The sequence below is a fragment of the Vreelandella sp. EE27 genome, from assembly GCF_968206495.1.
Map to the genome: position 1 here is coordinate 1,911,249 of NZ_OZ309109.1, position 18,372 is coordinate 1,929,620.

Sequence of the window (18,372 nt, forward strand, 5' to 3'; positions counted from 1 at the left end):
CTCGGCTAATGAGCGGCGGCTCTTGCCCCGTCGTACTTAGTGGCGGAAATGGCGCATGCCGGTAAAGACCATGGCGATATCCGCCTCGTCGGCGGCGTCGATCACTTCCTGGTCGCGCATGGAGCCACCGGGCTGAATGACCGCGGTGATGCCCGCTTTAGCGGCGGCGTCGATGCCGTCGCGGAAGGGGAAGAAGGCGTCCGAGGCCATGACCGAGCCTGGCACGGTGAGGCCTTCGTCCGAGGCCTTGATGCCGGCGATCTTCGCCGAATAGACGCGGCTCATTTGACCGGCACCCACGCCGATGGTCTGGCCATCCCTGGCGTAGACGATCGCATTGGATTTGACGAACTTGGCGACCCGCCAGGCAAACAGGAGATCACCCAGCTCTTGCTCGGAGGGCGCGCGTTTGCTGACCACGGTGAGCTCGTCCCGGGTGACCGCGCCCTGGTCGAGCTCCTGCACCAATAGGCCGCCGTTGACGCGCTTGTAGTCCAGCGCGGCTTTTATGTTCCGGCCCTCTAGGGCAGCGGTTTCCAGCAGGCGTACGTTCTTTTTCTCGGCCACGATGGCGGCGGCTTCGTCGCTGACGCCGGGGGCGATGATGACTTCGACGAACTGGCGCTCCACGATGGCGCGGGCGGTGTCGCCGTCAAGCGCTACGTTGAAGGCGATGATACCGCCAAAGGCGCTGGTTGGGTCGGTGGCGAAGGCCTTGTCGTAGGCTTGCAGGGCCGTGGCGGCGGTGGCCACGCCGCAAGGATTGGCGTGCTTGACGATCACGCACGCCGTTTCATCGAAGGCCTTGACGGCTTCGAACGCCGCGTCGGTATCGGCCACATTATTGTAAGAGAGCGGCTTGCCCTGGCGGATTTTGGCCGTAGCGACGCTTGGTTCACAAGCGTTCGGGTCGACGTAGAACGCCGCCTGCTGGTGCGGGTTTTCGCCGTAGCGCATGTCCTGCTTTTTGTTCAGTTGCAGGTTGAAGGTGCGCGCGAAAGTAGCGTCGCTTTCGCTGACCTGGCGGCCGAGGTAGTTGGCGATCGCACCGTCGTAGCCGGCGGTGTGCTCGAAAGCCTTGACCGCCAGATCGAAGCGGGTCGCTTGGCTCACGGCGCCATTCTGAGCGGCCATCTCACCCAGCACCCGGGCGTAGTCGCTGGTGTTGACGACGATGGTGGTGTAGGCGTGGTTCTTGGCGCAAGCGCGCACCATGGTCGGGCCGCCGATATCGATGTTTTCGATAGCGTCTTCAAGGGTGCAGTCGTCCTTGGCCACGGTAGCCGCGAAGGGGTAGAGATTCACCACCACCATATCGATGGGGTCGATATCGTTTTCCGCCATGACCGCATCGTCCTGGCCCCGACGCGCCAGAATGCCGCCATGGATTTTGGGATGCAGCGTTTTGACTCGGCCATCCATGATTTCCGGAAAGCCGGTATGCTCGGATACTTCCTGCACCTCGATGGCGTTTTCCTTGAGTAGACGAAACGTACCGCCCGTCGAGAGCAGGGCAACGCCTTGCTCGCTCAGCCCGCGGGCGAAGTCGACGATACCGGTTTTGTCAGAAACGCTCAGGAGGGCGCGGCGAACGGGAGTGTGGGTGCTATCTGCCATTGGATGCTCGTAAGAGTCAGGGATTAAAAACGACAACGCCCCATTTAAGGGGCGTCACTTTCGATTAGGCTGTACTGCTTAAGCTTCTTGCGCAGTGTGCCTCGGTTGAGTCCCAGCACGTCGGCGGCTCGCGTCTGGTTGCCGTCGGTGTGGTCCATCACGCAGGCAAGAAGCGGTGCCTCTACTTCGGCCATCACCATGGCATAAAGGTCAGTGGCCTGACTGCCATCGAGATGCTCGAAGTAACGGCGCATCGCGCTTTCCACGGCTTCTCTCAAGGGTTGAGGGCCCGCTTGCGGGTCCGGGCTCTGGGCACCGAGAGAAGTCACTTCGCTATTCATTATAAAACGTTCGTTCATGCAGCATGGCTTCCTTTTGCTAGCAGGTGCGCCGCGGCGTCAGGCGTCATCGCCTCGTTGATCCATTCAAACTGTGCCTGAGGGGTGCTGAGCGCATTGAATTGTTGTTTTAATGACTTGCGTTGGGCCTCGTCGAAGCGCGTGTCCTCGTCGAGATACCAGCCCAGATGTTTGCGCGCAATGCGCGCGCCCATGGTGTCACCGTAAAACGCATGCAGAGCGGCGATGTGCTCGTCGAGCACGATGCGACGCGTGGCCAGCGAAGGTGGTGCAAGGCGTTCACCGTGGGCCAGGTAGTGATTGATCTGTTCGAATATCCAGGGGTTGCCCTGGGCGCCTCGACCTACCATGAGCGCATCCGCCCCGGTGTAATCGAGCACGAAAGCGGCCTTCTCGGGGGTGGTGATATCGCCGTTGGCGATCACTGGAATCGACAGATGAGAGGCGACCTCGGCGATGGTGTCGTACTCGGCACAACCAGTATAGCGCTGTTCCCGGTGTCTTCCATGTATCGCCAATGCCTGGATTCCGGCGGACTCGGCAAGCCTTGCGATGCTCAGCGCGTTGTTGGAGTCCTGACACCAGCCGGTACGGATTTTAAGCGTCACGGGGATATCCACCGCGCGCACCACCGTGTCCAGTATCTCGGCCACCAGCGCTTCGTCGCGCATCAACGCCGAGCCCGCCGCTTTATTGCACACCTTCTTGGCCGGGCAGCCCATATTGATATCGATCACCTGGGCGCCAAGCTCAGCGTTGAGCCGGGCGGCGTTGGCGAGCATCGCGGCGTCACCGCCGGCGATTTGCACCACCCTGGGCGAGGGCTCGCCGGTATGGTCCATGCGCAGCTGAGATTTGCGGGTGCGCCAAAGCGAAGGGTCGGAGGTTACCATTTCGCCCACTACCCAGCCTGCGCCAAGGCGGCGGCAAAGCCTGCGAAACGGCCGGTCGGTCACGCCGGCCATGGGGGCCAGCATTACCGGGCCATGAAGGGGGTAAGGCCCAATGTCAGGAAGCTTAAGGGTCGATAATGTCATGATGATTCAAGCGTTGGGCGAGCGGGTGGGCGCGTTAAAGGGGCGTATGATACGCCTACCCGCTAACAGGGTGAAGGCCCTGCGGCAATTATACCGGCCGCTTGCCGGTCAGGCGCACCCAGCCTTCGCGTACCGCCGGCTCGTCGATGACAAGCCCCTGGGCTTCGTAGGCTTTAATGACCTCGTCGGCCTGGTTGGCCAGAATGCCGGAAAGCGCGATATGGCCGCCCGCGGCCACGTGGCCGGCGATGGTGCCGGCCAGTTCGATCAACGGCCCGGCCAGGATGTTGGCGGTCACGATCGGGTAGTCGCCGCCTTCGAGCTGCTCCGGGTAGTAAAGCGATAGCCGCTCTTCAGCCACCTGATTACGCTCGGCGTTTTCGCGGCTGGCCTGCAGCGCCTGGGGGTCGATGTCGGTGGCATCGGCTCTATCGGCGCCCAGCTTGAGTGCGGCGATGGCAAGAATGCCCGAGCCACAGCCCACATCCAGTACGGTTTTACCCTCGAGACTGCCTTCGACCGCCAGGCCGTCGAGCCACTCGAGACAAAGCGCGGTGGTGGCGTGGGTGCCGGTACCAAACGCCAGGCCCGGGTCGAGGATCAGGTTGACCGCATCAACGTGGGGTGGCGTATGCCAGCTGGGCACGATCCAGAGCCGCTCGCCCATTTGTAGCGGGGCGAAGTCGTCCATCCACTCGCGCTCCCAGTCACGATCCGCCAAGAGCTCGTACTCGATACTCGGGCAGGGTTCGCCGGGCATCTGCTCGGCCCAGGCCGCCTCGATGCGTGAAAGCATCGCGTCGATGCCTTCCAGGTCGTCGTACAGGCCGGTCAAAATGGTGTCTTGCCAGAGGGGGGTAGTGCCCCGGTCGGGCTCGAACACCGGATCGTCCTCGGCGTCTTGCAGGCCGATGGCGGTGGCGCCTTCTTCCAGTAACAGTTCCTCGAGAAGTTCCGCCTGCTCGGGGGCGACGTGGGCGCGAAGCTGTAGCCAGGGCATGGCACTCTCCGAAAATGATGAACGGGGGAAACGATAACGGGGTGGCCAGGCCACCCCGTCAGACTCGATTGCAAGCGTGGATTAGCTGCTCAGCTTTTTCTCGAGATAGTGAATATTGACGCCGCCCTGGCGGAAGTAGCTATCCCGTACCAGATCTTTTTGCAGGTCGATATTGGTTTTGATCCCTTCGACCAGTAGCTCGTCGAGGGCGTTGCGCATACGCGTTAAAGCGGTCTCGCGGTTGGCGCCCCAGGTGATCAACTTGCCGATCAAGGAGTCGTAGTGCGGCGGCACGCTGTACCCCGTGTATATGTGCGAGTCCATGCGCACGCCAAGCCCACCCGGCGCGTGATAGAGCGTCACCTTGCCCGGCGAGGGCATGAAAGTACGCGCGTCTTCGGCGTTGATCCGGCACTCGAAGGAGTGGCCATTGATCTGCACGTCTTCCTGGCGAATCGACAGCGGCAAACCCGAGGCGATACGCAGCTGCTCCTTGACGATATCGACACCGGTGACCATTTCGGTCACGGGGTGCTCGACCTGGACCCGGGTATTCATCTCGATAAAGAAGAATTCGCCGTCTTCGTAAAGAAACTCGAAGGTACCGGCGCCACGGTAGTTGATTTCCAGACACGCCTGGCGGCACGCTTCCAGCACTTTGGCGCGGGCGTCCGGGTCGATCCCCGGCGCCGGGGCTTCTTCCAGCACCTTCTGATGGCGGCGCTGCAAGGAGCAGTCGCGGTCATAAAGGTGGATGGCGTTGCCCTGGCCGTCGGCGAGTACCTGGACTTCCACGTGGCGCGGCTTTTCCAGGAATTTTTCCATGTACACCGTGCCATCACCAAAAGCGGCGTGGGCTTCGGTGCGGGTCACGGTAATCGCCGAGAGCAGGTGGCCTTCGGTGTGCACCACGCGCATACCGCGGCCACCACCGCCGGCGGCGGCCTTGATGATGACCGGGTAGCCGATGCGGTTCGCCGTGGCCAGATTGGTGGCGTCGTCGTCACCCAGCGGCCCGTCGGAGCCGGGCACGGTCGGAACGCCGGCTTCTTTCATCGACTCGATGGCGCTGACCTTGTCGCCCATCAGGCGAATGGTCTCGGCGCGGGGCCCAATGAAGGTAAACCCGGAGCGCTCGACCTGTTCGGCGAAGTTGGCGTTTTCGGATAAAAAGCCGTAGCCGGGGTGTATGGCGCTCGAGTCGGTCACTTCGGCGGCGCTAATCAGCGCGGGGATGTTGAGATAGGACTGGCTCGAGGCTGCCGGCCCAATGCATACCGCTTCGTCGGCCAGGCGTACGTGCATCAGGTCCCGGTCGGCCTTGGAGTGCACCGCTACGGTCTTGATCCCTAGCTCTTTACAGGCGCGAAGAATACGCAGGGCAATCTCGCCGCGATTCGCGATAAGTACCTTATCCAGCATGGGAGAATCCACCCGTATTGAAATGAAAGATTAAGCGATGACGATCATGGGCTGATCGAATTCCACCGGCTCTCCGTCTTCCACCAGGATAGCCTCTACCACGCCGTCGCGATCGGCTTCGATCTGGTTCATCATTTTCATGGCTTCGACGATACATACCGTGTCGCCTTGCTTGACGGTATCACCTACTTCGACAAAGGCCTTCGCACCCGGCGCCGGGCTACGGTAGAAGGTGCCGACCATGGGCGAGTTGACCGCTTCACCGCGGTAGCTGGTCGCCGGGGCGTCCGGGGCGGTATCGGTGCTGGAGGGCTGAGCCGCGGGTGCCGGTGCCGGCTGTGGGTAGCCCGGGTAGCCGTATTGCGGCATCTGCTGAGGCTGCCAGCTGGCGCCATCCGGGTGACGGCTGATGCGGACCGACTCTTCGCCTTCCTGAATCTCGATTTCGCTGATGTTGGATTCTTCGAGCAGCTCGATGAGTTTTTTAACCTTGCGAATATCCATAACGGGGGCCCTATGCTGGTGAATAATGGTGCGCGTGCCTTGAAACGCACGTTTAAAAGCGCAGTAAACCAAATGATAAAAGAGTCAAAAGGCTGCACGTTAACGAACGATGTCTGCCGGACAGCCTTAAAAGCGCGTATTTGACCGATATGGGGGCGGAGTTTGCCGAAAAACACCCCTATTGTCCAGCGCGGGGGCCTCAAAGCCCTCATGGGCGCAGTAAGCGGCTACTAAGCGCCCCGGCCATCTTGCTGAAAGCGTTTGAGCGAGGCGAGGTGCTTTGCGAGGGCGTCGGCGCTGATATCGCCCTGAACGCGGGCCTGGCGAATCTCTTCGCCTGCGTCGAAAAACAAAAGGCTCGGCGGGCCGAATAGATCGAACGCCTCCAGCGCCGCCCGGGTTTGCGGTGTGGTCTCGGTGACATCGACCTCGATCAGCGTCAAATCTTCGAGCTCGCTTACCACGCGCGGGTCCGGGTAGACGTTGCGCTCCATCACCTTGCAGGCGATACACCAGTCCGCGGTAAAGTGTACGAATGCAAGGGTATCACCGCTTTGTTCCAGAGCACTTTGCAGCTCCTCGAGTCCCGCCACCGTAGTGAAAGCGGGCGCCTCGGCCCGCTGGGATGAAGCGGTCGATGAGCCAAAGCCGCCCAGCGGGCGCAGCGGATCGTGACTGCCTTGAGCGGCGCCGAAGACCAGCGCCACCCCCCAGGCCAGCAGCATCAGGGCAAGGGTCTGACGCGCGCGGGCAAAGCCGCTTGCCGGGTGAGGGGTCAGCGCGCCAAGCGTCAACCCGGTACTGATTGCCAGGGCAGCCCAGAGCAAAAGCGCCATCGCCGGGTCGATCAGACGCTCGATCATCCAGATAGCCACGCCAAAGAGCAGCAGCCCGAAGGCCACTTTGACGCCGTTCATCCACGCCCCGGAGCGCGGCAGCAGGGTCGTGCCGAACGTGCCCACCAGTAAGAGCGGCAAACCCATGCCTAGCCCTAAAGCAAACAGCACCGCGCCACCCATCAAGGCATCGCCCGTGGTCGAGATGAACACTAAAGCGCCGGCCAGCGGCGCGGTCACGCAGGGCGACACCACCAATACCGACAATGCCCCGGCCAGCGCCAGCCCCGCGGGGCCACTTTGCTGAGCGCGGGTTTGCCAGCGCTCTACCTGCTGAGCAAGGCGCGGCGAAAGGCGCAGGTCGAACGCCCCCAGCATGGCCAAGCCGAACAGGCCAAAAAGAATCGCAAAGCCGATCAATACCGGCGCCGACTGTAGCCGTGCCTGCAGGTTGAGCCCGGCGCCGAACAGGCCCATCAGTATGCCGACCACGGCGTAGGTGGCGGCCATGCCCAGCACGTAGCTCGAGGAGAGCACGAAGGCCCGCGGCCGCGTGGGGTTTTGTCCCACGATGATCGACGAGAGTATGGGCAGCATCGGCAATACGCAGGGCGTAAAGGTCAGCCCGATGCCCGCCAACAAAAACAGCCCGAGCGCGACGGGCAGGCTCGTTTCGCTAATCAGCGCGCTGAAGCGCCCATCTTCGCTTTGCGGCGCGCTTAATGAGGCGGCGCCCTCCGCGGTCGTGGCCGCTGGTGCTTCTTGTGCCTCGCTTTGCCAGTCTGCAAAAGCGGCGGGCGGAGACGTTTGGGCGGCCTCCAGGGTAATCTGCTCTGGTGGGTAACACAGTCCGGCGTCGGCGCAGCCCTGAAAGCGGAACTCGAGGGTAATCGGGCCGTTTTGAGCGGTGGTAAAGGGCGCTTCGAATACCAGCTGGTCCCTGAAAACGTAGGCTTCGCCCATGAATTCGTCGGTAATCAAGCGGCCCTGGGGAATGACCGGCGCGTCCAGCAGCGCTTGTTCATTGGAGGCCTCGAGGGCGAGCTGATGGCGGTAGAGGTAGTAGCCTTCGCTGATATCCACCCCGACGTAAACCCGCTCACCGTCGTGCCAGGCCTGGCTTTGAAACGCCTCGAGTACCGGGAGAAAATCACTTTGGCTGCTATCCGAGAACCACTGGGCCTGGGCTGCCAGCGGTAGAGCCAATAAACAGGTTAAGAGTAAGCGCTTGATCAATAACACGGCAGGTCCTTGAAAATCGTCCCGCGTAGCATAACGTACCAGAGCGGACGCGCGTAGCGGCTGCGATGACGTGCCGCGCTCGGCGCCTGGCCCGCCTTGAGTGCACGGGTTTTCCATGCATTCGTCTTCGATGCCGACTTTTTCAATAAATTCGTTTTCCATACAAAAGGGCCGCCCTTGGGCGGCCCTTTAAGGCGGCAAAAAAAGCGTGGCTTATGCTTTCTGGTAAGCGGACACGGATTTTTCGATGGCTTTACGCGCGGCGTCTACGCCTTCCCAGGACTCGACTTTCACCCACTTGCCTTTTTCGAGATCCTTGTAGTTCTCGAAGAAGTGCGCGATTTGCTGGCGAAGCAGCTCAGGCAGGTCCGTCACTTCATGGATGTCGTCATAAAGCGTGCTGAGCTTGGGGTGCGGTACGCAAACCAGCTTGGCGTCTTCGCCGGCTTCGTCGGTCATGTTGAGAATGCCCACCGGACGAGCGCGGATGATGCTACCCGGCGCGACGGGGTGCGGCGTCACGACCAGTGCGTCGAGGGGGTCGCCGTCGTCGGCCAGGGTGTGGGGAATGAAGCCGTAGTTGGCCGGGTAGAACATCGGAGTGGCCATGAAGCGGTCAACCAGCAGTGCGCCCATGTCTTTATCGATTTCGTACTTGATCGGGGCATGGTTAGCCGGAATTTCGATCGCCACATAAATATCGTTGGGCAGATCCTTTCCAGCGGGGATGTGGTCGAAGTTCATTTGGAGTCCTTAGCTTGGCTTTTAACGTACGGAGTCTAAGCGATTGATGTATTGCGCAATTGCGACAAATTATACGAATAAGACCGCAGAATTACCAATTCAACGTCGGCCCCGCGCTAAATTTCCCCGGTTTTAACTTGAAATGCAAAAGCGTTATTCGTCTCGAGGCGGCCAGCCGCGTTGACGATCACCGACCATTGGCGGGCATCGCTGTGCTTACGCAACGTGTATGATAACGCCTATCGATAGGGCGCTTGGCGGTTGGCGCCTCTTTTTTTGATATTTAACGCTCGCGGCCAAGGAGGATGAATTGGCGCACGCTCAATTACTGATCAGCTACGGCCAGGCGTTTGTTGCCCCGGACCGGCGAAAGCATCGAAGCTCCATGTCGGTAAGCGTGCCGGACACCCCCTTGCTCAACACCAAGGGCGCCTGCGCGGTGATCAGCGATTCGCTTTCGCGCAATACCATGGCGAAACAGGCGGGGGATTTGAGCGTGCGCGGCTTCATGGCCGACTACTACTCGACGCCGGAGCACTGGGATATCAAAACCTCGGCGACCAGGGTGATGCTCGCTCTCAATAGCTGGTGCTATAGCCAGAGCCAGCACGTCAAAGAGGGCAGTTTCGTCTCGTCCATGTCGGCGATGATTTTCAAAGCCGGTGAGGCCAACCTGTTTCATATGGGTGACACGCTGGTCTTTCGCCTGCGCGGTGCCGAGTTCGAGCAACTCACACGCGACCACGTCACCGACGTCGGCGGCTACCGCTACCCTTCGCGGGCACTGGGCATGGATGGCAGCCTGGATATCGACTACAGCCTGATCAATCTAAAGCAGGGCGATTTCTTCGTGTTCACCACCCAGGGCGTTCGCGGCACGCTGATGCCCTCGGACTACGTGCGCCTGATTCGTGAAGACGCAAGCGACCTGGACGCCGCCTGCGAGCGGCTGGCCAGTGAAGCCAAGCAGCGCGCCCAGGAACGCGGCTACGGCGGCGACCAGTTCTGCTTTCAGATTCTGCGCATCGACGAGCTGCCCGAGGAGACCGAGGACGACCCGGCGCTCATCTACGGCGACCTGCCCATTCCGCCGGAGCTTTCCCCCGGTCAGCGCCTCGACGGCATGGAAGTCGAACGCGTGCTTTCACGTAATGCGCAGTCGCGGGTCTATCAGGTGCGCGATATCAACTCCCAGCGGCGTATGGTCATGAAGGCGCCAAGCCCGGAGCTTTCGCTACGCAACGCCTATCTGGAGCATTTTCTGCTTCAACAGTGGGTGGTGGAGCGGGTCAACTCGCCCTTCGTGGTCAAGGTGATCGACCCCTCGCGGCCCCGGCGCTACCTTTACTACCTGATGGCGTATATCGAAAGCGAAACGCTGCGCGAGTGGGCGGACCGCCACCCCCAGGCAAGCCTCAAGCAACGTCTGGACATCGCCAACCAGCTGGGCAAGGCAGTGCAGGCGCTGCACCACCGGGACATCATTCACCAGCAGATCACCCCGGACAACGTATTGATCGACCAGCACGGCCAGGTCGTGCTGGCGGACTTCAGCGCCTGCCACATGCGCGATATGGAGGGGCATCGTAACTCCGGCGAGCTGTTGCGCCAGGTCGGCTTCAACGAGCACACCGCCCCGGAATACGCCCTGGGCGATAGCGTTGGGCGGCGAAGCGATCAGTACTCGCTGGCCTCGACGATCTACTGGCTGCTGACCGGGACGCTTCCCTATAGCCTCACCCCCGACCGGCTGCGCAGCCACACCGACCTGGAATCACTTAGTTACAAAAGTGCGCGCAGCGCGACGCCGGAAATCACCCCGGCGCTGGACGATGCGCTACGGCGTGCGCTGGACCCCCAGCGAGCACTGCGTTTTAGAAAGCTGTCGGAGCTTTTACACGCGCTGCGCGTATCCCTTGGCCGGGTGCCGGTGCGCGACGAAACCCGCCGCGAGCCACGCCGATTCTGGCAGGGGGTGGCGGGTATTTTGCTGTTGCTGCTCGTGCTCTCCTGGCTTCTGCGATAGCCCGCTGTAGCGGTCACACTGAATAGTCAGCCACTAAAAAGCCGGGACGATGTGAGCATCGCCCCGGCTTTTTTTACCCGTTAACGCTTAAAGCGAAAAGGCGGGTAGTTTTTGCTCGACCTTGGCCAGCTTCAGCTTGGCGACTTTCGGCAGACCATTTTCGAAGGGCGGGAAATCCTCACCCTGAATCAGCGGCGAAAGATAGTCGCGGCAGGTTTGGGTAATGGCAAAGCCGTTATCGGAGATGAAGTCCCGGGGCATGAACTTCTCCTGGTTGGCGACCTGGGAAAGCGGTGCGGAGATCACGTCCCACTGGTAGGGCGTCTGGGAGATACGGCGAATGGCCGGCATCATCGCGTTCTTGCCTGCCAGCGCCAGGCTTACCGCTTCACGGCCTACGGCGTAGGCTTGTTCTACGTCGGTTTTGGACGCCAGGTGGCGCGCGGCGCGCTGCAGGTAGTCGGCCACCGCCCAGTGGTATTTGTAACCCAGGTCCTGTTTCACCATGCCGGCCAGTGTCGGCGCCACGCCGCCGAGCTGGCGGTGGCCAAAGGCATCGGTGTTGCCCGCATCGGCCAGGAAGGTGCCGTCTTCGTAGCGCGCGCCCTCGGAGACCACGATCACGCAGTAGCCGTACTTCTTCACGCTTTCATCGACCCGCGCCATGACGGCTTTACGGTCGAAAGCGATCTCCGGAAAGATCACCAGGTGCGGCGGCTCGCCTTCGCCTTCCCCCGCCAGGCCTCCGGCGGCGGCGATCCAGCCCGCGTGACGGCCCATTACCTCGAGAACGAATACCTTGGTCGAGGTGGCGCACATGGACGCGATATCAAGCGAGGCCTCGCGGGTCGAGGTGGCGATGTACTTGGCCACGCTGCCAAAGCCCGGGCTGTTATCGGTGATCGGCAGGTCGTTATCCACGGTTTTGGGTACGTGGATCGCGGTGAGCGGGTAGCCGAGCTTCTCGGAAAGCTGCGAGACCTTGAGGCAGGTATCGGCGCTGTCGCCGCCGCCGTTATAGAAGAAGTAACGAATATCGTGGGCCTTGAAGACCTCGATCAAGCGCTCGTACTGTTTTCTATGGGTCTCGATGTCCTTGAGCTTGTAGCGACACGAGCCGAAGGCGCCACCCGGGGTGTGCCTGAGAGCGGCGATCGACTCGTCGCTTTCCTGGGAGACATCGATCAAATCTTCGGTGAGGGCACCGATGATGCCGTTATGGCCGGCGTACACCTTGCCAATCTGGTCGGGGGCCTGGCGGCAGGCCTCGATAACGCCACAGGCGCTTGCATTGATGACGGCGGTGACGCCACCGGACTGGGCGTAGAAGGCGTTATGCTGAGCCATGGAAACCTTTTAACTCCTGATTCGGATGGGGTGAGGCGTTGCCGGCTTTTGAAACCGATACCAATCGAGTCATATCGGCCGGAGTTTACCGTAAAGCGGTTTTGACTGCATCACGGGTTACTCCGATGTATCCAGGTCTTGCTCCTGAAGCGCAAGGCGCCAGCCCCCCAGGTCCTTGTAGCGGTTGACCATGGCGCAGAAAAGCTCGGCGGTGCGCTCGGTGTCGTAGCGTGCCGAGTGGGCGGCCTTGTTGTCGAACTCGATGCCCGCTGCCCGACACGCCCGCGCCAGCACCGTTTGCCCGTAGACGAAACCGGCGAGGGTGGCCGTGTCGAAGCTCGAGAAGGGGTGGAACGGGCTTCGCTTCACGCCGCAGCGGTTGGCGGCGGCGTTCAAGAAACCGTGATCGAAGGCGGCGTTGTGGCCCACCAATATGGCGCGTGAGCAGTTGTGCGCTTTGACCGACTTACGAATCGGTTTGAAAATCTCGCTCAGTGCTTCTTCTTCCGAGAGCGCGACCTGCTGGCGCAGCGGGTCGTCCAGGTTGATACCGGTGAAATCGAGCGCTGATTGCTCGACGTTCGCCCCCTCGAAAGGTTTGATGTGGTAGGCGTAGGTCGCATCCGGCAAGAGGTTGCCGTCGGCGTCCATCGTGAGCGTGACGGCTGCAATCTCGAGAACCGCATCACGTTGGGCGTTGAATCCACCCGTTTCCAAATCGATGACGACCGGTAAATAACTGCGAAAACGTTGGGCCATCAATTCACGGGCTATTGCCTCGCTCATGCAGCTCTCCTTAAAAGCGAGTAGTCGGTAAAGAGTAGCGGCAGGCTACCGCTAACAGTGGCTTGATTCTAGCAGCTTTGAACCGGCGGCGTCGTTGACGGTGTTCCCGAGACTTTGAGAGCGCTATACTCAGGGTTTAACGAATTCGTTAAAGCCCGGGTGTTTAAGAGCGGGCTTTGCTAAACCAAAGGAGTCGAGAATGTCCGATGTCAAAAAGGTTGTGCTGGCCTATTCAGGAGGGCTTGATACATCCGTGATCGTTAAGTGGTTGCAAGAGACCTATAACTGTGAGGTCGTGACCTTCACAGCCGACATCGGTCAAGGTGAAGAAGTCGAGCCCGCCCGCGCCAAGGCCGAGGCGTTAGGTGTTAAAGAGATCTACATCGAAGATCTGCGCGAAGAGTTCGTGCGCGACTACGTCTACCCGATGTTTCGCGCCAACACCATTTATGAAGGCGAGTACCTGCTCGGCACTTCGATCGCCCGCCCGCTGATCGCCAAGCGCTTGATCGAAATCGCCAACGAAACCGGCGCCGATGCGATCTCTCACGGCGCGACCGGTAAGGGTAACGACCAGGTGCGCTTCGAGCTGGGCGGCTACGCGCTCAAGCCTGGCGTCAAGGTCATCGCGCCCTGGCGCGAGTGGGATCTGACCTCGCGTGAGAAGTTGATGGCGTATTGCGAAGAGCACAATATTCCGGTCGATTTCTCCAGCAAGAAGAAGAAATCCCCGTACTCCATGGACGCCAACCTGCTGCATATCTCCTACGAAGGCGGCATTCTGGAAGACCCCTGGGCGGAAGCCGAGGAAGACATGTGGCGCTGGAGCGTATCGCCGGAACAGGCGCCGGAAACACCGACCTATATCGAGCTGACTTTCGAGAAGGGCGATATCGTCGCCATCGACGGCCAGGCGCTCAAGCCCCACGAAGTGCTCGAAAAGCTCAACAAGGTCGGCGGCGACAACGGTATCGGCCGTCTGGATATCGTCGAAAACCGCTACGTGGGCATGAAGTCGCGCGGCTGCTATGAAACACCGGGCGGCACCATCATGCTGCGCGCCCACCGCGCTATCGAGTCACTGACTCTGGACCGTGAAGAGGCGCATCTGAAAGACCAGCTAATGCCCAAGTACGCCGAAGTGATCTATAACGGCTACTGGTGGAGCCCGGAGCGGCGCATGCTGCAGGCCGCCATCGACGAAACCCAGGGCAATGTGTCGGGCGTGGTGCGTTTGAAGCTCTATAAAGGCAATGCCATCGTCGTGGGCCGCCAGTCCGAGCAGTCGCTGTTCGATGAGTCGATCGCTACCTTCGAAGACGATGCCGGCGCTTATGATCAAAAAGACGCGGAAGGCTTTATCAAGCTGAACGCGCTGCGTCTGCGTATCGCCGCAGGCAAAGGCCGTAAGCAAAGCTAAACGTTTGGCGGCCAGCGCGGCTGGCCGCTTTTAGCGGCAAGACGTCGTTTTCAGGTAACGGTTCAGGATAGCGCCATGTTTAAAAAACTGCTTTCGATTCTAACGGGCAGCGGCGATCAACCCGCCGCCGGGGTGACACCCGCCGAGCCCGTTCAGTACAAGGAGTACGCCATCGTCTCGACGCCGGACCCGCAAAGCGGCCAGTACCGGGTGAGCGGCACTATCAGCAAGGCGTGCGATGATGGTCAAACCCGTGAGCACCGCTTCGAGCGCTCGGACATGCTGCCCGCGCGCCAGGCCTGCGACGACATGATGGTGACCAAGGCCAAGCGCTATATCGACGAGGTCGGCGAGACGATGTTCGAACCCGACTCGCGCCATACGAGCGACCCTAAAGTTTAGGATTTGGCACTACTGTTTAGAGTGTTATCCACCAGGGACCGGGCTTGTGCAGCGGCTCCCAGCAAAAGAGAGTCCGAAAGCCCGTTCAAGAGGTTGCCACTCTCGGCGGACTCCACATCATTGAGCAGCATCCCCATTGCGCCCTTGCGCTCGACCAGCGCCTCAAAAAACATGGGGCCCAGCGAAATCTCTTTCATCAGCGTGCTTAGATCGATATTCAAAATGATCGGCATGTGCGATAAGAGCCCGAGTATGAACCCTTCTTCATCATCCAGTTTTCTTTTGCGCGCGACTTGCTCGCAGGCCAGCGCCTTGGTTAGGCCGTTAATCAGGTTCAGCTTGTTGGCCGGACTATTATTAGCGAGCAGGATAATCGTCACCATCATTCTCAGCTCGTTAATACCCAGAAGCTGAATGCAGCTATTGAGCTTATAAGAGGGCTGCGCGAGCGCATACCATGCCGAGTTGGTGCGCCTTAATACTGCATCGACCATGCTCGGGTCCTGAGCAATCAGGGACCGGATTTCCGAAATACTGACATCGGGCTTATAGAGTTTCGCGATGAGCCGCAGCTGATAGGCTTTTGGGGATGAGCGGCGGATATTACGCGTTTTTTGGGTGGTCGGGCGCTCGTAAAAATAGCCCTGAAAAAGCGACACCCCAAGCGCTTTGAAATGCTCGAACTCCTCTTGGGTCTCCACCCGCTCGGCCAAAAGCGTGACATTGTGCGCTTTTAGCGATGCGATCATTTCGTTTGAAATGCCGGATGAAATATCCAGTTTGATAATGTCGCAATAAGGCAGCAGCGATTCGTGATTTTGATCCGTCTGGAAGTCGTCGATGGCCAGCGTGTAGCCCTGCGCTTTCAACCCTGCCAGGGCTTGCTTGACTTCTGGCGTGGGCGGCGTGGTTTCAAGAATTTCGAGCACGACTTGATTGGCCGGGAGCGCGTGCAGGTCCGGGTTGAGAAGCCACTGTTCGGAGACATTGATGAACAGTTTGCGCGTGCCACAAAGCTTGTTTAAGCCTATTTCGTAAATAGCGACGGCGCAGGCCCGGGCGGTTGCCTGTACGTCGTCATCGATATGCGCTTCCCGGTCGTTGAAATGACCACGATAAAGTAGCTCATCGGCGACGTGGTTGAGATGGGCATCGACGATAGGCTGGAGTGCGATCGTATAGCTTTTGGAAGCCACATCGAGTGCGCTGCTTGGCATTAACTTATGGCTCCCAATTATATGGCCTGTGTGGCCGGGAATGTTAGCTTAAACTCTCCCCCCGTGCTAGTTACCCTACAGCGAACGAACCAGCGAATTTGCAAGCAAAGTGGCTTTTAACCCTCGGCTCGAAATTAGAGAACGTCTATAAACTACCGTCCTGGCGGTCCAGGGCGCTCGCCTGGAAAACGAGAAGCTCGGCGAGCGTATGAATGTTGCGCGCTTTTAGCCGAGTAACCATCGAAAGCCAAAGCTCGGCGGTTAGCTGAGCGTCGCCCAGCGCCGTATGGCGGGCGTCCTGGGGGATTGCCAGCGCGTAGCGCTTGGCCTGGGACTCCAGGTCGTGGCCGGATAGCGCGCTGTCCAACGCTTTGGAAATCAACAGTGTATCCAGCACCGGCTGGGTCGGCCTGGCGCCCGCTTGGCTCAGCGCGAGCAGGTCGAACGAGGCATTGTGCGCCAGTAGCACGGCGTTTTGGGTGTAGGCATTAAACGCATCGAGCACCACGCTTGCAGCCGGTGCGTTTCGTACGTCGTCGTCGCGGATGCCGTGAATGGCGGTGCTCGCGGCGGGGATCGGGCGAAAGGGGTTGATGTAGCGGTCGAACACGTCGTTGGCGAGCAGCCGGTTGTTGACGATTCGGCAGGCGCCAAGGCTTAACAGCGTATCGCCGCCGCGAAGGTCGAGCCCCGTCGTTTCGGTGTCGAAGGCCACGATATCGAGCTGCTCCAGGGCGCGCTCGAACGGCGCCGCCGCCGGTGTTTGATCGGCGATGGCGAAGTCATGAAACTCCGGGCGGGGAGACGCAGACGGCCTGGGAGCGCTCTGGCGGCGCGAGCGCTTGAACGATACGCATAGCCTGGCGTGCTTGCCGTCCGCGTCGTTCTCGCTCCAGAGCGTGCTTTGGTGAATGAGCAGGACGTCCTCGACACTGGGCGCCAGGGGCAGCGTCTCGATGACTTCGTTTCGCCAGTTCGTTAGCGTTGTCGCCTCGATGGCAAGCCCCCGCCAGATGAAAGCGAGCCAAACGCCGTCGTGGGTGTTGATCAGCTCGCCTTCGAAGCCGCATCGGGGCAGCTCACCGTGCAGCTTTTTAACCAGCGTATCGAACAGGGCGATGAGCGATGGCTGGTGGCCCTTGAACCAGCCGGGCACGCCGATGGGCGTTATCAGGGGGCGTGCCGGATCCAGCTGTTCGTCCAGCGCCTGCCAGAACGCGTTCGACCAGATCGAGGTCAGCCGCTCGTTGACGAAATCCGGGTCTTGCCACAGCGCTCTCAACTCGCCAAGCGCCGCGGGCGGCGTGGTTTGCTCGATGCCCTGCAGCAGGGTATTGATGTTTTTTCGCACCCCCAGCTCGTTTTGCCAGGCGCGGGTCACATCCTTGAGCGTTACGACGATTTCACCGGTGGAATGGGCAAGCCGGGTTAAGCTAACCGACAGGATGCGCTCGGTTTGGCGCGTTAGCACTTCCCGGGAGAAATCCCCGTTCGAGGCGGGGGCCGCCATCAACGCGTCGAAGCGTGCGCCAAGCGCCGGGTCGGGGATCAGGCTCTTGAGCTCTTTGCCCAGTCCCAGGCAGTAGGGCGAGACGAAAAGCGCCTCCGCCGCCTGATTGAAAAGTAACAGCCGACGGTGCTGGTCGAACACCAGAATGGGCGTGGCCAGGCGCTGTAACAGGTTTTCGAGTTCCCGGCGAACCCGTGCGGTTTCTTGTGCTCCTTCCTGGCGCGCGCTTTGCAGCCGAGCCCGGTCGACGCGCCACTGCTCGGCGATCTGGCTCACGTCCGGCCCCAAGCTTGCAAGCCAGCCGCTCGGGGGTTCGATGGTTTTATCCGGGTGGGCCAGCAGTTTGGCAAGCTCGCCATGAAGGGTGCGCAGCGGCGTCAGCAAAAAGCGCTCGAGCCCATAGCCCACCGTCAAGAGCGTGACCCCGCCGGACAGCGCGCACAGCCACATAAGCGCCCGCGGCAGGGGCGGAAGCACAAGTTGGCTGTCGAGCCAGGCCGCGAACACGGCGCCGCCCAACAGGCTAATACCCCCGAGCAGCAGCCAGAGCCCTACCAGCCGCTGGGGTGTAGGCAGGCCTTTAACCATGGTCAGCGCCCGCGTGGCGGCTGGCGCTCGAAAGCGCTAAACGTAACAAATAAATAGACAAGCGCTGAGTCCTTTGTCGGCGAAGGTGGCTGGGCGCCGGCGTATCGAACCCGGCTGTTGGAAGTTTAAGCTGTTGGAAGTCTATGTAGATACGCGCTATCCGCCTAGGCGACCTTGGTGCAAACAGCCGTTCTCTTTAGTGCTTTGTGGCGCGAAGCGAGTTGATATACTGGCGGGTCTTCAGGGCTTGTCCGAAAAGCCGGCGGTACGGGTATCGTTCAGGCAGGGCCTGGCAAGCGCTTAGCCAACAGGGTT

General features: G+C 60.6%; 15 protein-coding genes. 3 read left to right on the plus strand and 12 right to left on the minus strand.

Annotated features, from left to right (window positions below; genetic code table 11):
* Nucleotides 1–36: 36 nt before the first annotated feature.
* From purH to ppa, 8 genes are all read right to left on the minus strand, one after another.
* Nucleotides 37–1,617, minus strand: a complete 1,581-nt coding sequence (gene purH / locus ACWHVV_RS09175; RefSeq protein WP_447929053.1) for a bifunctional phosphoribosylaminoimidazolecarboxamide formyltransferase/IMP cyclohydrolase — start codon at nt 1,615–1,617, stop codon at nt 37–39.
* A 44-nt stretch (nt 1,618–1,661) separates the two neighbouring features.
* Nucleotides 1,662–1,958 carry a DNA-binding transcriptional regulator Fis gene (gene fis / locus ACWHVV_RS09180; protein WP_447929132.1) on the minus strand — a complete coding sequence of 99 codons (297 nt, stop codon included), beginning with the start codon at nt 1,956–1,958 and terminating at the stop codon, nt 1,662–1,664.
* A gap of 14 nt (nt 1,959–1,972) precedes the next feature.
* Nucleotides 1,973–3,013: a tRNA dihydrouridine synthase DusB gene (gene dusB, locus ACWHVV_RS09185; RefSeq protein WP_447929054.1), complete on the minus strand. Its 1,041-nt coding sequence runs from the start codon at nt 3,011–3,013 to the stop codon at nt 1,973–1,975.
* Between the two features lie 88 nt (nt 3,014–3,101).
* Nucleotides 3,102–4,013 (minus strand): 50S ribosomal protein L11 methyltransferase, encoded by a 912-nt coding sequence (prmA, locus tag ACWHVV_RS09190; protein WP_447929055.1) that lies wholly within the window; start codon nt 4,011–4,013, stop codon nt 3,102–3,104.
* Between the two features lie 81 nt (nt 4,014–4,094).
* Complete coding sequence (gene accC, locus ACWHVV_RS09195; RefSeq protein WP_447929056.1) at nt 4,095–5,435, minus strand: acetyl-CoA carboxylase biotin carboxylase subunit; 1,341 nt, start codon at nt 5,433–5,435, stop codon at nt 4,095–4,097.
* Nucleotides 5,436–5,465: 30 nt separating this feature from the next.
* Nucleotides 5,466–5,939 (minus strand): acetyl-CoA carboxylase biotin carboxyl carrier protein, encoded by a 474-nt coding sequence (gene accB / locus ACWHVV_RS09200; RefSeq protein ID WP_447528773.1) that lies wholly within the window; start codon nt 5,937–5,939, stop codon nt 5,466–5,468.
* Between the two features lie 230 nt (nt 5,940–6,169).
* A complete protein-coding gene (gene dsbD / locus ACWHVV_RS09205; RefSeq protein WP_447929133.1) occupies nt 6,170–8,017 on the minus strand; it encodes a protein-disulfide reductase DsbD in 1,848 nt (615 codons plus the stop codon).
* Between the two features lie 213 nt (nt 8,018–8,230).
* Nucleotides 8,231–8,761, minus strand: a complete 531-nt coding sequence (ppa, locus tag ACWHVV_RS09210; protein ID WP_447528774.1) for an inorganic diphosphatase — start codon at nt 8,759–8,761, stop codon at nt 8,231–8,233.
* 310 nt (nt 8,762–9,071) lie between these two features.
* On the opposite strand from ppa, the gene ACWHVV_RS09215 reads away from it, so the two are divergent.
* On the plus strand, nt 9,072–10,787 hold the full coding sequence (locus ACWHVV_RS09215; protein WP_447929057.1) for a protein kinase domain-containing protein: 1,716 nt from the start codon (nt 9,072–9,074) through the stop codon (nt 10,785–10,787).
* Between the two features lie 87 nt (nt 10,788–10,874).
* Here ACWHVV_RS09215 and ACWHVV_RS09220 read toward each other — a convergent pair whose 3' ends face one another.
* Together ACWHVV_RS09220 and rnt are read right to left on the minus strand one after the other, a co-directional pair.
* Complete coding sequence (locus ACWHVV_RS09220) at nt 10,875–12,134, minus strand: 6-phosphofructokinase (RefSeq protein WP_447528776.1); 1,260 nt, start codon at nt 12,132–12,134, stop codon at nt 10,875–10,877.
* A 117-nt stretch (nt 12,135–12,251) separates the two neighbouring features.
* Nucleotides 12,252–12,920 (minus strand): ribonuclease T, encoded by a 669-nt coding sequence (gene rnt / locus ACWHVV_RS09225; RefSeq protein ID WP_447929058.1) that lies wholly within the window; start codon nt 12,918–12,920, stop codon nt 12,252–12,254.
* Nucleotides 12,921–13,119: 199 nt separating this feature from the next.
* Here rnt and ACWHVV_RS09230 point away from each other — a divergent pair, with 199 nt between their 5' ends.
* Together ACWHVV_RS09230 and ACWHVV_RS09235 are read left to right on the plus strand one after the other, a co-directional pair.
* Nucleotides 13,120–14,340, plus strand: a complete 1,221-nt coding sequence (locus tag ACWHVV_RS09230) for an argininosuccinate synthase (RefSeq protein WP_447929059.1) — start codon at nt 13,120–13,122, stop codon at nt 14,338–14,340.
* A 75-nt stretch (nt 14,341–14,415) separates the two neighbouring features.
* Nucleotides 14,416–14,742, plus strand: a complete 327-nt coding sequence (locus tag ACWHVV_RS09235) for an HlyU family transcriptional regulator (protein WP_447929060.1) — start codon at nt 14,416–14,418, stop codon at nt 14,740–14,742.
* Here the strand turns inward: ACWHVV_RS09235 and ACWHVV_RS09240 are convergent.
* Both ACWHVV_RS09240 and ACWHVV_RS09245 read right to left on the minus strand, forming a co-directional pair.
* Entirely contained in the window at nt 14,739–15,959 is a 1,221-nt protein-coding gene (locus ACWHVV_RS09240) for an EAL and HDOD domain-containing protein (RefSeq protein ID WP_447929061.1), read from the minus strand. The genes ACWHVV_RS09235 and ACWHVV_RS09240 overlap by 4 nt on opposite strands.
* A 145-nt stretch (nt 15,960–16,104) precedes the next feature.
* Nucleotides 16,105–18,057, minus strand: a complete 1,953-nt coding sequence (locus ACWHVV_RS09245) for an exonuclease domain-containing protein (protein ID WP_447929062.1) — start codon at nt 18,055–18,057, stop codon at nt 16,105–16,107.
* Nucleotides 18,058–18,372: the final 315 nt, after the last annotated feature.